Annotated in this window: 11 protein-coding genes; 2 read left to right on the top strand and 9 right to left on the bottom strand. The window is 37.1% G+C overall.

Annotated features, from left to right (window positions below; all coding sequences use genetic code 11):
- Positions 1 to 11: 11 nt before the first annotated feature.
- Entirely contained in the window at positions 12 to 1,373 is a 1,362-nt protein-coding gene (locus MHH51_RS10170; RefSeq protein ID WP_339285901.1) for a dipeptidase, read from the bottom strand.
- A gap of 455 nt (positions 1,374 to 1,828) precedes the next feature.
- Positions 1,829 to 2,398 (bottom strand): YhcN/YlaJ family sporulation lipoprotein, encoded by a 570-nt coding sequence (locus MHH51_RS10165; protein ID WP_147208202.1) that lies wholly within the window; start codon positions 2,396 to 2,398, stop codon positions 1,829 to 1,831.
- A gap of 221 nt (positions 2,399 to 2,619) precedes the next feature.
- Between MHH51_RS10165 and MHH51_RS10160 the strand changes: the two genes are divergently transcribed.
- Positions 2,620 to 2,853: a YhdB family protein gene (locus MHH51_RS10160; RefSeq protein ID WP_147208794.1), complete on the top strand. Its 234-nt coding sequence runs from the start codon at positions 2,620 to 2,622 to the stop codon at positions 2,851 to 2,853.
- A gap of 60 nt (positions 2,854 to 2,913) precedes the next feature.
- Here the strand turns inward: MHH51_RS10160 and MHH51_RS10155 are convergent, their stop codons facing one another.
- The 6 genes from MHH51_RS10155 to MHH51_RS10130 form a co-directional block, all read right to left on the bottom strand.
- On the bottom strand, positions 2,914 to 4,164 hold the full coding sequence (locus tag MHH51_RS10155) for an anti-sigma factor domain-containing protein (protein ID WP_147208204.1): 1,251 nt from the start codon (positions 4,162 to 4,164) through the stop codon (positions 2,914 to 2,916).
- On the bottom strand, positions 4,164 to 4,904 hold the full coding sequence (sigI, locus tag MHH51_RS10150; protein ID WP_147208206.1) for an RNA polymerase sigma factor SigI: 741 nt from the start codon (positions 4,902 to 4,904) through the stop codon (positions 4,164 to 4,166). The genes MHH51_RS10155 and sigI overlap by 1 nt, the downstream gene beginning before the upstream one ends.
- Positions 4,905 to 5,574: 670 nt before the next feature.
- Positions 5,575 to 6,297, bottom strand: a complete 723-nt coding sequence (locus MHH51_RS10145) for a PRC-barrel domain-containing protein (RefSeq protein WP_339285898.1) — start codon at positions 6,295 to 6,297, stop codon at positions 5,575 to 5,577.
- Positions 6,298 to 6,370: 73 nt separating this feature from the next.
- Complete coding sequence (locus MHH51_RS10140) at positions 6,371 to 7,189, bottom strand: serine protease (RefSeq protein ID WP_339285896.1); 819 nt, start codon at positions 7,187 to 7,189, stop codon at positions 6,371 to 6,373.
- 146 nt (positions 7,190 to 7,335) lie between these two features.
- Complete coding sequence (locus MHH51_RS10135; RefSeq protein ID WP_339285894.1) at positions 7,336 to 9,363, bottom strand: ABC transporter ATP-binding protein; 2,028 nt, start codon at positions 9,361 to 9,363, stop codon at positions 7,336 to 7,338.
- Between the two features lie 2 nt (positions 9,364 to 9,365).
- Positions 9,366 to 11,105: an ABC transporter ATP-binding protein gene (locus MHH51_RS10130; RefSeq protein WP_147208212.1), complete on the bottom strand. Its 1,740-nt coding sequence runs from the start codon at positions 11,103 to 11,105 to the stop codon at positions 9,366 to 9,368.
- A 663-nt stretch (positions 11,106 to 11,768) separates the two neighbouring features.
- On the opposite strand from MHH51_RS10130, the gene MHH51_RS10125 reads away from it, so the two are divergent.
- Positions 11,769 to 12,323: a carbonic anhydrase gene (locus MHH51_RS10125; RefSeq protein WP_147208213.1), complete on the top strand. Its 555-nt coding sequence runs from the start codon at positions 11,769 to 11,771 to the stop codon at positions 12,321 to 12,323.
- 60 nt (positions 12,324 to 12,383) lie between these two features.
- Here MHH51_RS10125 and MHH51_RS10120 read toward each other — a convergent pair whose 3' ends face one another.
- Positions 12,384 to 13,469, bottom strand: coding sequence for an undecaprenyldiphospho-muramoylpentapeptide beta-N-acetylglucosaminyltransferase (locus MHH51_RS10120; RefSeq protein WP_156985460.1), 1,086 nt, complete (start codon positions 13,467 to 13,469; stop codon positions 12,384 to 12,386).
- Positions 13,470 to 13,562 lie beyond the last annotated feature (93 nt).

Genomic DNA, 13,562 nt, shown 5'->3' with positions numbered 1-13,562 from the left:
CTTACAATATATTACAGCTCGCTCCAATAATAAGCTAATGTTTCCATACCCTTTTCGAAGCTGTCAACCGGAAAGCTTTCATTTGGCGAATGAAGCCGGTCTTCCGGTGTACCAAATCCTAAAAGAACAATTGGATATTGATAAGCAGCTTCCAGCCATTCCACTACAGGGATGGAGCCTCCCATTCTCAGGAAAACTGTTTCTTTTCCAAATGCTTTTGTATAGCTTTTGGCTGCTTTTTTAATTAATGGATGATCCGGTTCTACTTTATATGCTTTTGCAGAGAGCTTTTCCTTTTCCACATGAACATGGACACCCGAAGGAGCATGTTTATGAATATGGTTTACTAATTTTTCCTGGACATCCCGTGGGTCCTGGCCAGGGACAAGACGACATGTAATTTTGGCTGTTGCTGTAGAAGGAATAATTGTCTTCGTACCTTCTCCCTGATAGCCTCCAAATAGTCCGTTCACTTCTAATGTCGGTCTGCCCATGGTATGTTCTTTCACTGTATACCCTTTTTCAGATACTGTTTCCGGAATGTTTGTCGCTTCTACAAAGTCTTCTCCCGGAGCTTTCTCCATAAGCTCTCTTTCATCTGGTGTCAAATCCTTCACGCCGTCATAAAAACCAGCAACAGTAATGACTTCCTCCTCATCCTTCATAGATGCCAGCAAATGACTCATTGCCATTAAAGGATTTCGGACTGCTCCACCGTACATACCAGAGTGAAGATCATGGTCCGGTCCTGTTAATGTAATTTCAATCCCTGTAAAGCCTTTTAAACCGTACAAAATAGTCGGCTGATTTTTTTCTGCCATACCAGAATCAGAAATAACTGCAAAATCTGCCTGGAATTGCTCTTTCTTCTCGTGCAGAAGTTCATAAAGATTCTCACTGCCAATTTCTTCTTCCCCTTCAATACAAACCTTTACATTCATCGGAAGCTTCCCTTCCGTTTTCAAAAACGCTTCAAAAACAGCAAGATGCATGAAAGTTTGCCCTTTATCATCACTTGATCCACGGGCATAGATTCTTCCATCACGCACTTCTGGCTGGAAGGGCTCACTATCCCATAAATTGATTGGATCAACAGGCTGAACATCATAATGACCATAAAGTAAAACTGTTGGTGCCTCAGGTCCGGCTGCTGTATATTCAGCATAGACAAGCGGATGGCCTTTTGTTTCCATTTTTTCTACGCTTTCAAATCCCAGCTCATTTAAATACCCGGTTAAAAAATCAGCAGCACGATGTACATCATCCTTGTGTGCCGGGTCTGTACTTACACTCGGAATTTCTAAGAATTCATATAATTTTTTTAGTAATGCTTCCTGATTTTCTTTTAAGTAAGCAATTGCTTTTTCGCTCATAATTTTATTTCCTCCTTCAACATTATGTAATTAAAATAAACAGCTGCCTATAATAAATTAATGTATTACGTAACTGCCTCATATCCTTATTCGAATACTTCATGCTGTGCTTTTGATGGTTCAATATTTTTGTGCCTTCCAGAAAGCAACCGGCTGCCCAGCCCTGTTAAATTTCTTTACAAGCTGGAATCTCTGCTGCTTCTCATATATCATGCCTTAAAACTTCCTTGTATTTCAAAAATTGCAGTGCTTTGAACCTTTATATATCATACATGAAAAAAACGTCAAAGAAAAGTAGAGAGCGGTGCTATCCATACGCCGGTACATCCTTTTTATACTTTTCACACAAGTCTTCCATCAGAAAATAAAAATCCAATTCCTGCTTTAAAGCTGACGGAATTGGATTTTTATCACATTAATTTGTGGAAAAATTACTAATCAATGGTGCTGCAGTATTATTTCGCATCTGGGAAAACACGATCGATCATGCTGCCGATTTGATCAAAGAAGCCTTCTACCGGATGACCATTATCCATATCGTTTACATATCTGTCCGCCAGATCCAAAAAGTCTGGGTTAGTTGTTACATAAACGTTATCGATAGATGGATCAACAGAACGGACGATATCTGCAATTTTGTCTTTTACATCATCAGTTACTTCCATTCCATTACCATTGTCATGCCCAGCTTCATTATTGCCAGTGTCTAAATTAGCTCCAACGTAAGCATTATTTTTTGTTGTTAATACATAAGCATTGTCAATGTCATCCATTTCAGCTGCTATTTTTTCAGCTGCCTCTTTGGAGACATCGTAATCCGCGTCACCGTTACGGTCAGATACTCTTTCTAACGTATGGTCACGGCCCTGATTCCTTGCATCATCACCCATGTTATGCCCCTGATATCGTGTCGGCTCTACATTTCCCTCGTTATCGTTAGGATTCGTATCCCCATTATCCGTATTTTGACAAGCTACTAGCACCATCATAAGAACAGTTAAAACTGCAAATAAGCGTAATTTCATTTTCATTCCTCCTTACCTGTTTGCCTTTATTATGGATAGGCAGGTAAGGATTTATGCACGTAAATAACGTTAATTTTTGGAAACGAGACCATGAAAGTAGCAGGGATATTTAATGAGCAATGGAGAAGATATAAACGAGGTAATTTACCTTTTTAACTTAGCCTGTCTATATTAAGATGGTCTTCCTTCTTTATAAAGGAGTGATAATTTTGATACCTGAGATGCCTGATTACGACAAAGCTTTATACTACACTATATGGGGACAGTGGGATAATTTATTTTTGTTAATGTCACGGACAGATGATGATTTACTTGCAAAAAAAATTGAACGTTTTCTTTACGATTACCACCATTCATCCAGTCAAAAAAACGTTGAACAATCTCATGATACACTGCTTTACTATTTAGAACATGCACTCCAAATCAGCAGTCCATGGATGTATGAAGTTGAATAATTTACTTGCTTATTAAGCAGATGCCGGTCAAATAATTTTGGCTTACATCTGCTTACAACCTTACCCTGTGTATGTGACTATTTCAGGCTCTGTTTCTTCCTCCTGAACAGGAGGAAGCTCATCCTGTTCAATATCCGCATCTTCTTCGTCTTCACCAGCCTGTGTTTCGTTTCGAGAATTATATTGCTCTTGTTCATGCCTGTTTACATTTTTCTCTGTTTCTTCTGGAAATACATTTACCTTTTTTTGCGCATAGAATACATCAGCTGGCTTTTTATTTTCTTCCTTTTCCTTGTTGTACTGTTCTATTTCCTTATACTGGTTATATTCAATATTTGTATCATTTTCCGACGGCTTCTCTAACTCCTGTATCATATTACCATCCTTGAAAGAGTGGTCTTGATCCGGCTCCTCCTCAACTTCTTGAGTTGTATCAGCCTGTTGGCTTTGTTCCTCATCCTTCTCGTCATCATCTAAGTCAGGTACATCATCTGTAAATTTATTATTTCGTTGTTCCGCAGGATCTTCATCTTGCTCGATAGAACGGTCAACATCAGCCTCAGACTCTTGTTCTCCATAGAAAAAATCAATAATAGCACTATCTTCTTCTGAGTCTGTTATAACATCATTCACCTGTTCTATTTCACCTTCTTCACCGTTTGCCATTTCAAGAGCCATTATTTCATTCATTGATTTATCTTGATTTTGCGCAATTTCCCGGACCTCTTCTGGAATAATCAAAGTTGAAACCTCCCAATCAGGAAGCGATTCTATGTATGGAGTAATTTCTGTGATGACTTCATCTTTGCTATACTGATCCTCATAACTAATTCCTACAATCATCGTTTTATGATCTGCAAAACCCTTATCTTCACTTTCATCAACAATACTGGCTAAAACAGAGGTAATCGGCTCGTCCTGAATACTGCTTACCTCGTCTATCAACTCGCATGCAGATTCATTTAATGCATTGACATCTGTAACAATTAAGTCCTCATTCAATTCCAATTCAAGACTGGGGTTTATATCAATGGCAACATAAGCATGGGTTTCTGTATCGCTTAACCCTGTTTTAAACAGAGGAAAACCGAAAAGCAACAAGGCCAGGATGAAAATTGCAGATAATCTTACAGTAATATGTGATTTTCCCCAACATCTTTTCCATTCGAATTTTTCATATACCGGCTGAAAAATAACCTCGTCCCCTATTTCGGCATTCTCCGTTAAAATAATCCCCTTTTCAAAACTGCCATTTTTGGAAAGTAAAATGGCATATTTGCGATGGATTTCCATCACAATTCCTTTTTTCATTATTCCACATCCTTGAGATAATCCTTAAGGTAATCCTTAAGGTAAGCATACTCACTGCTCAATACAATAAAAATAGCTATAATAAATTTCCGGTTTCTTTCTAATGTTTTTTTGCTCACTTCTACTTTCTTTAATAATTTCTTGATTGGCAGCTTTTTTTTGCGATAAACATACTCACTTAATTCGCCATCCAGGTATAAAATATAAGCTACCTGAACCGCAGATTCTCTGGCATCCCTATGCTTAGGAGAAGCCTTCGTCAGTTCTTCCAATGTAAGCTTGTACGTTTTTAATTTTTCATTAAATAAAGCTATTTCTTCTTTCCTTTTAATATTTTCCGCTTCTATTTGATGTTTTTCTTTTGCGGCAGCAATAACGAGCGGATTTTCCATCTGCTCTGCATCGTTTATTTCATCTAATGATAGCAGATTCGGCCTTTTTTGATGATAACGAATATAATCAATTACTTTTCTTTTTACGACAAGTTTTGCAAACGACAGAAATGAGCTGCCCTTATCTTGCTCATAGGAAAAAATAGCGTCATTAAATGCCATTAATCCGACACTGAATTCATCGTCCTTCTTAGGATCAATATATCTTTTACATACTTCCGAAACACATTTGGCGATAAATGGCTTGTATGTTTGAAGAATTTCATTTTGTAATACAATATCACCTGCCTGAATTGCTTCTATTTTTTCTTCAATAGGGGTATCTGTTAACTGCTTTGTCATGATCATTGGTAGATTCCCCCTATCATCATATTATTCGAACATATTTTTATTTTTTCGGGTTTTAAATTTATTTTTATGAAATGTTTCTTTTTATTTTCTATTCTCATATTAAATAATCTCCATTTTTTTGTCTTTCTTAATTATTTATAATTAAAACGAATAAATTGTTTTAGTCAGCAATAAAAATCAATTTTATTGGTTATATATATACAGCCTTCACAATGCCGTATACATAATACTACCCTATAATCACAGCACTTACTATCACAAATGAATAACATTTCATTTAAATTAATATGACGGAAATCAATATTTTTGTAAAATATAGCAGAACAATGTAGAAGTTTGTAAGAAATATTTAATCAAGGAATATTTATGAAAAAATAAAGAATCTTCTTTCTTAATCTCTGGTAAAAATTGAGAGAGTGCTTAAATAATAAAGCTTACCAGGTAATACTTATCTGATTGGATAATGACAAATTTTTCGTTATCTGGATATCTTCCGTCACCTGGCATATTAATAAAGAGGATTACCATAGGGGCAATCCTCTTATTAATATAAAAAAGCTATACTTTTTTCAGCTTATATAACATTTGCCATTTTTTATTAACTTCGCAAGTAAATCGGTGTCTAATAGAACAAAAAAAGTATCTACTGCAAATAATATAAAGTCATTTATGAATGATTTAAATGTTCGAATACTTCTTCTTTGTTTTTAAATGGTGTTACCAGCTTCATGCCTTTTACAGAATCATCTAAATACAAATCTTTTTCAAACCAATCTACAGATGTTACCTGATCAGCCCGATATAAATATAAGCTGTTTTCTACATAGCTTTCGCTGCTATTTACAACTAGATACTGTATCCTTCCATCTTCTGTTAAAATAACATCGTCCAGCATACCAATTTTACCGTCTTTTGCATGTACTTTAAACTCCAAAAATTCATCAATACTTCTAAGGTTATCATTCTGTCCTTCATCCGGTGCAGCCAGATCCGGTTCCGGTGGTATGTCTCCGTTATTGTATTCATTATTACCAGTTGTTACCGGACCATGATCTGAGTCAAGTACAGCATTTTCCTTATAATTATTCCAGCCAAAATAATCTAATACAGTTCCTTGATAAGACGAAATTAAATCATTATCTTCTGGAACTTTAGGACTTTCGCGAATCGTTTCTTTATGTCTGTCTACTTTCATATAGCCTTCCTCTAAATTAATCTCCTCTTGTACATGGAAAGGCAAAAGAACTTTCTTGCCGGGCAGCCATTTTCTTGTATCCACAATAATAAATCGTAACTCCCAATCATCATTAAAGTATAAATCCTTTACTTTTCCTATTTCTCCGTCTACAGCATGAATATTTAAGTTTGTTAATGTTGAGCCGAGAAACATAAAAACACCCCCGTAAAAGGTTTTATTATCTAATACCCTTTTACCGGGGAATTAAACAGCTCTATTTGGATTGTTAATAATTTGTAAAATAATCTATAGGCACATAAAGACCTACACGTCCATGCTCCTCGTGATTCAATGTTGCGAAAACAACTCCAATCACGTAGCCTTCTTCATTAATTACAGGACTGCCGCTATTCCCGCGATACACAGGGGCTTTGATCATCATGACCTCTTGCTCCCAGCTGGAAAGCTGCAATGGACCTAATACAGTACCTTCATTGGCAATTCCATTGAAAAATAATGGATTACCTATAAAGCGAATATAATCTCCATGTTCTACAGAAGCATCTTCCTCTAAAGTTAAATATGGAAAGTTTTCACCGTCAACTTCAACTACTGCTAAATCAATCTCGGGATACTCTTCTACTACTTCTCCTTGAAATAGACCTTCTTCAGGGAAAGCTACAGTAACACTCTGATTATCTTCAATGACATGATAATTCGTTAAAATCGTCCCTTCCTCAGAGATAGCAAATCCTGTTCCTTTACTATCCCCTGCTTCAATAACAACTACTGCCTCTTTGTATGCTGCCACTTCTTCATCCTGCGATAAGCGGCTGGATGCCTGGAGAAACTCTATAGCAGGAATGGATATGACTCTGGGGAATAATGAAATGACATAAAAAGTCATTGCAACAGCTATCAAAATTGTTATTATCTTTGAAAATCGTCGCTTTGGTTTAGGCTCATTTTTTTCTGCTTGTGCTCTTGCCAACGCTTCTGCCTTCGCCTGCATAACCAGTTCATGCATTTCCTCATCATCTATATCTTCAATTAAGTCTTCATCCATCTGTTTATTTGTTCGGTCATCTTCATCCTGACTGTACAACACCCAGCCTCCCTTCTGCTTGTAAATCAATCATCTTTATTTTAACAAATATTATTAAAAGCAGCCTTTTTTTCTATTTAAAAAACTCATATACTCTTTTGTTTAAGAATATATGAGCCTTCTTTTGACAATCATTCGATTTTATTTTAAACACTAACCTTCAAGGACCCTTGCTGCATTTGATACATCTGATAGTATGACCCGCGCTCTGCAATCAGTGTATCATGGTTCCCCTGCTCAATAATAGTTCCCTTATCCAGAACAATAATTTGATCTGCCTGCTGTATGGTTGATAACCTGTGAGCGATAACAAGTGTTGTTCTTCCTTTTTTCAGCACCTCAAGTGCATGTTGAATCAACAGCTCTGTTTCTGTATCAATATTTGCTGTCGCTTCATCCAGGATTAAGATAGATGGATCAAAGGCGAGCGCCCGTGCAAAGGAAATTAATTGTCTCTCGCCCAATGAATAGGTAGACCCATTTTCAGTTACCTCTTCCTCATAGCCATTCGGCAGCTTTTCAATAAACCGGTCTGCCCCCACCGCTTTTAATGCAGCAATTGCTGTTTCTCTTGTAATTTTTTCATCCTGCATTGTTACATTACTCAAAATAGTACCAGAGAATAAAAACGGATCCTGAAGAACGATCCCCATATGACTACGGACCTGCTGTCTGGATAAAGAAGATGTGGCCATCCCGTCTATGGTAATCCTTCCTTTTTGCGGATCATAAAAACGGAACAGTAAATTCATAATAGAGCTTTTCCCTGAACCTGTATGACCTACAAAGGCAGTTGTCTGGCCGGCATCTACCTTAAAAGAAATATCCTTTAGAACATAATCTTCTTTTTGATAAGCAAAATATACGTGGTCAAAGCAAATAGTTCCTCTATACTTGTCAATTTCGGTGTTATCTGTTTCTTCAGCAGGCTGATCCAGCAGTTCAAATACCCGGCTGCCTGCTACTCTTGCCTGTTCAATTAACGGGAGCTGGTTCACAATATCCGTCACCGGCTCAAATAAACGGTTAATATAATCCACAAAAGCATATAGAACACCGATAGAAATCATACTTGCCGTATCAAAGGAAGAAGATCCAAAATACCAGATGAAGCCGACAAATGTTATGTTACGAAATACGGTTACTAAATTATACGATGTTAACGCACTTAAGCGGATCAATTTCTTTTGAAATGTATAATTACGGTTATTTAATACTTCAAAATCCTCTTTTACCGCTTTTTCCTTATTGAAAGCCTGAATAATCGGCATTCCTTGAATTGCTTCATTGATGTTCCCATTAATTTGACTGATTGTTTTTCGAATGACCTTATTATACTTACTGCCAAAATACTTATAAAGCTGCATCCATCCGTATAATAAAGGAATGACAAGCAGGCAGAGTGCTGCAAGCTTAGGGTCTAAAATAAATAAAGCAACAAAGATTCCAGCCATATATATTAAACTGGTAACAACAATAGATAAAACACGCTCATATAAATCACGAATTGCTTCGGTATCATTTGTAATTCTCGCAACAATCGTTCCAGCCGGCTGATCAATATAATAATTAATCGGCAGCCGCTCTGTGTGTGCAAATAAATCCGTCCGCATCTGCTTTACAATCTGATTTGCAGACTTTTGCAATAAAAATGTCTGGTAAAACTGAAAAACACCAGCGATCACTAATAAAACCATATATAATACCAATAACCAGATAATTGGTGTTTTCTCCGGTTCAAAAAATGGATACGCTTCTTGAACAGATAAACGCTCTCCTTCAACATGAACAACGTTATCATTTAATTCGATAGTTAATTCGTCATCATTCATCTCCCGTTGTCCCGTCAACGGCAGTTCCCCTTCAAAAATGTAGTAGGAAATACCGATTTGCAACAAAGTATAAGTATCCCCCGAGAGAATATCTTCCTCTGAAATACGATCTGACCGTTTTAATAACGCGCCGTGATAAGGAGCCGCTGTATCATCGGCTGATTCCACTGCTTTCCAATAGCCCTCCACACCTAAAATATGATCATCAATAACCCGTTTGGCAATCAAAGGACCAGCAAGCTCCAAAGCAACAGCTATGACTAAACAGATAAGACCGATAATAATTCCTTTTTTATATTTTAAGGCATATTGAAATAACCGCTGCTCTGTACTCTTCTTCATTCTTACACCTCCTCTTCCATTTGCTGCTGAACGTATTGTGTATAGTACCAGCCTTTTTCTTTCATTAACTGCTCATGACTTCCTTCTTCTGCAATCCTGCCGTCCTCCAGAACAATAATATGATCGGCATGTGTTACAGCAGATAAGCGATGTGCAGCTATAAATGTGGTTTTATTTTTGCGTTCCTCTTTTAGATGAGCAATAATTGCTGCTTCCGTCTTGCCGTCCACTGCAGATAAGGAATCATCTAAAATAAGAACCTCCGGATTTTTAATAAAAGCCCGTGCCAAAGCTACTCGCTGCTTTTGTCCTCCTGATAATGTAATCCCGCTCTCCCCAACCTGGGTATCCAATCCTTCAGGCAGCTGCAGAATGTCACTTGAGAAATACGCAAGCTCAAGCGCATGGAATATTTCTTTATCTGTCGCAGCTTCCTTACCGAATTGAATATTTTCACGGATTGTTTTGGAAAACATCATTTGATCCTGTGGTACATACCCTATCCAATCACGGATTTGCTTTAATGGAATGGTTTCTATTTTCTCTCCGGAGATGAGTATATTTCCTTGTACGTCCGGATACTGTCTCAGCATTAATTTAAATAACGTTGTTTTTCCTGCTCCTGTTTTCCCGACAACACCAATGGTCTCTCCAACCTGCACATCCAGGGAAACTCCCTTTAAAGCCTTCTCTGCCGTATTTGGATAGTTAAAGGATACATCCTGAAAACAGATTTCTTTAACCGTTTCAACCAGCTTCGGCTCCAGCACATCCCGGACATCCGGCGTATAGGATAATGTTTTATTTACCCGGTCCAGGGATGCGTTTCCCCGCTGCAGGATATTAATCAGCTCTCCCACTGCAAACATTGGCCAAATCAGCATTCCTAAATAGACATTAAAGGTAACAAGGTCTCCTAAAGTCAATCTGTTTTCAAAGACAAGCATTGCCCCGTAACCAATTCCAATGGTGTAAGACAACCCGACCAGAATTTTCATCGTCGGTTCAAATAAAGCATCAATTTTAGCAACTTCTATATTTTTGTCATACACATCCTTCGTCATATCCTCAAACCGTTCTTTCTCGTGCTCCTCCTGAACAAATGCCCGGATAGCCCGAACACCGCGTATGGATTCCAGGACACTGTTATTCATTTCTCCAAAAGCCTCCTGAGCTTTCGTAAAACGCTGGTGGATTGCGCTGCCGTAAAAATTCATAATGACTGCCATGATTGGCAGAGGGAGTAAAGCAGCAATAGTAAGAGGCCAGCTGATTGTTAACCCCATTACTGCAATAATCATCAGCATAAATATACTGGAGTCAATCAGCGTCAGTACTCCAAAACCTGCTGTCAGGCTGATTGCTTTTAAATCATTAGTCGACCTGGCCATTAAATCACCAGTCCGGTATTTCCCAAAAAATGTCGGTGACATGGATAGAAAATGCTTCATCAGCTTACTCCGCATCCAGCGTTCTAAAATAACAGCTCCGCCAAAAAGTGTATAATCCCATAAATATGAAATAATATAATGCACAATAAGCAATACTATATATCCTGCGATAACTGCTGTCAGGATTTGCGCCGTTAACGTTTCAAATTGAATATGATCTATAATATATCCCACTAATTTTGGAGGGATTAATCCAATTGCACTCGCAAGAACTAACGCTATAATTGCAAATGTATATCGTTTCCAATAATGTGCAAAAAACCAGCTTAATTTCTTAAAAACCGCAAACATCTTTTCACCTGCTTTCTATGTAGCATCCTACATCTTAAACTTTTTCCATTAAATTTGTTTACATTCCATTTTCTGTTTAAAAAAGCACCAAAAAAGCATATACCATTTGTCGGCATATGCTTATAAAAAACCTATTTATCCCCTTATCAGCCGGCCACATGGAAATTCGCGGCCATACACGCACTTTTCTCCCCAGAAATTTAGAAGAAAAAGCATCCTTTTGTTTTTGGAGGCCACAAAATCATATTCTGTTTTAATTGGTTAGATTGATTCGTTTGATTAATTTGATGCTGTAAGTTATTCATTTTGTGTTATCCTCCTTTTCTCATTTATTTGAAAATTGAATGCCTTATCATTATATATTTTTCCAAATCGCAAGTCAATTGTTTTTTTAATTTTATCAAAATTATATATTATTTTTTCACTGCTGTTTATCCCGATATAGTATATAAATTATGTCCTTTTGCTTACCTTCATAAAAAGGGATAAATGATAATATACATTTGCAAAGATTTTTGATAGAAGTGCGATTAACCGCACTTTGACGCCAGATTTAGACCTTTCATTTAACTTATTCATTAAATTTTATAACCGATTTTAACATTCTATTTATTTTCATATTTTATATTACGTGCTATTATTTTTAGTTAAGGAGATGAGAAAATGAATTTAGATCAACTTTTAGATTTCAATGAAAAATTTGTCGATAGTAAAGGATATGAAGAATATACAACGGACAAGTTCCCAAATAAACGGATGGTCATTTTTACATGTATGGACACCCGTTTAGTAGAGCTGCTTCCAAGAGCATTGAATATTCGTAATGGTGATGTGAAAATGGTTAAAAATGCCGGAGCAATTATCCGAAAACCATTTGACAGTATTATGAAAAGTTTACTTGTAGCAATTTATAGTTTAAAAGCAGAGGAAGTTGTTGTTATCGGGCACCATGGCTGCGGAATGTCCAACGTAGATACAGAAGCATTACAACAGTCTATGCTGGATCGTGGAATACCAGAGGAAACGTTACATACCCTGGAGCATTCTGGTATTAATCTTCACAAAGAGTTCCATGGCTTTGAAAAAATCGAAGACTCTGTAACACAGAGCGTAGGGATAATTCGTAATCATCCGCTGTTGCCAAAGGAAGTAAAAGTTCACGGACTTGTTATTGACCCCGAAACAGGCAAATTAGATGTTGTTACAAGAGAAGACTAAAAGAAATAAGAGGAGGACCTGAGCGTTTGCTGAGGTCCTTTCTTTAAAAATGCAGCTTTCTTATTTTTTTTGAACCGATTCAATAATTTCAATTACTTTATTTCTTGATTCTTCACTTTTATATTTTTTCATTTCATCCAGCATGATTGGAGCAGCTTTTTTCAGAGCAGCTGTTTCCTGGATAAGCTTTTCAGTTGTTAATGTTTCTTCTTCAAGAACCTTGGCATAGTTTTTTTTCTTAAAAGAATTTGCATTAATAATCTGATCTCCTCTGCTCGCTCCTCGTGAAAGCGGAATTAGCAGCATCGGCTTCCGTAAAGCCAGAAATTCAAAAATGGCATTGGAGCCGGCCCGAGACACAACAAAATCTGTTGCTGCAAAAATATCCTTTAATTCTTCATGCACATATTCAAATTGGGCATATCCTGGTACTCGAAGAGATGAATCTACTTTCCCGCTTCCGCAAATATGAATAATTTCAAAGGTAGTCAGTAATTCACCCAACGCTTCACGGATAGTTTCGTTAATCTTCTCAGATCCGCCGCTCCCTCCCATAATCAATAGAACAGGTTTTTCTCCCTGGAGCTGCGCAAATTCCAATCCTGTCTTTTTATCCCCTGTGAATAATTCATCACGGATAACCGCTCCAACATAAGAGGCTTTCTTCTCCGGAAGATATTTCATTGTTTCAGGAAATGTTGCCAGTACCTTTTTTGTAAATGGTATGGACAGCTTATTAGCCAGACCTGGTGTAAAATCCGACTCGTGAATAACAGACGGAATTCCTCTTAATTTTGCAGCCGCAACTACTGGTACCGATACAAAACCGCCTTTAGAAAATACAACTGCCGGCTTTTTTCTTTTTCCCAAAATGCGAAAAGCCTGCATCGTTCCTTTTAAGACTTTAAATGGATCTTTAAAGTTTTCTTTAGACATGTAGCGACGCAGTTTACCAGTAGATATTGGATGATACGTTACGCCATCCAGCTTTTCAATCAAGTTTCTTTCAATTCCTTCATATGACCCGATGTATTCTACTGCATAACCCTGCTCCTGATAATATGGTATAAGTGCTAAATTAACAATGACGTGCCCGGCAGTCCCGCCGCCAGTAAATATAATACGTTTTTTATTTCTTTTTTCCATGGAATTAATTCATCCTTTCCCAAATTATTATATCAGCGTATAATTACCAATGCACCTATTAATTTAACTAAAAACTTAATTACGAAATGTTAG

This window comes from Oceanobacillus sp. FSL K6-3682 (genome assembly GCF_037976165.1).
GTDB classification, from domain to species: domain Bacteria; phylum Bacillota; class Bacilli; order Bacillales; family Amphibacillaceae; genus Oceanobacillus; species Oceanobacillus sojae.
This window is presented reverse-complemented; position numbering and strand designations above follow the sequence as displayed.

Coding starts and splice junctions, on each gene's coding strand:
- MHH51_RS10170 (WP_339285901.1), bottom strand. CDS start 1,373: ATGAGCGAAAAAGCAATTGCTTACTTAAAAGAAAATCAGGAAGCATTA.
- MHH51_RS10165 (WP_147208202.1), bottom strand. CDS start 2,398: ATGAAATTACGCTTATTTGCAGTTTTAACTGTTCTTATGATGGTGCTA.
- MHH51_RS10160 (WP_147208794.1), top strand. CDS start 2,620: ATGCCTGATTACGACAAAGCTTTATACTACACTATATGGGGACAGTGG.
- MHH51_RS10155 (WP_147208204.1), bottom strand. CDS start 4,164: ATGAAAAAAGGAATTGTGATGGAAATCCATCGCAAATATGCCATTTTA.
- sigI (WP_147208206.1), bottom strand. CDS start 4,904: ATGATCATGACAAAGCAGTTAACAGATACCCCTATTGAAGAAAAAATA.
- MHH51_RS10145 (WP_339285898.1), bottom strand. CDS start 6,297: ATGTTTCTCGGCTCAACATTAACAAACTTAAATATTCATGCTGTAGAC.
- MHH51_RS10135 (WP_339285894.1), bottom strand. CDS start 9,363: ATGAAGAAGAGTACAGAGCAGCGGTTATTTCAATATGCCTTAAAATAT.
- MHH51_RS10130 (WP_147208212.1), bottom strand. CDS start 11,105: ATGTTTGCGGTTTTTAAGAAATTAAGCTGGTTTTTTGCACATTATTGG.
- MHH51_RS10125 (WP_147208213.1), top strand. CDS start 11,769: ATGAATTTAGATCAACTTTTAGATTTCAATGAAAAATTTGTCGATAGT.
- MHH51_RS10120 (WP_156985460.1), bottom strand. CDS start 13,469: ATGGAAAAAAGAAATAAAAAACGTATTATATTTACTGGCGGCGGGACT.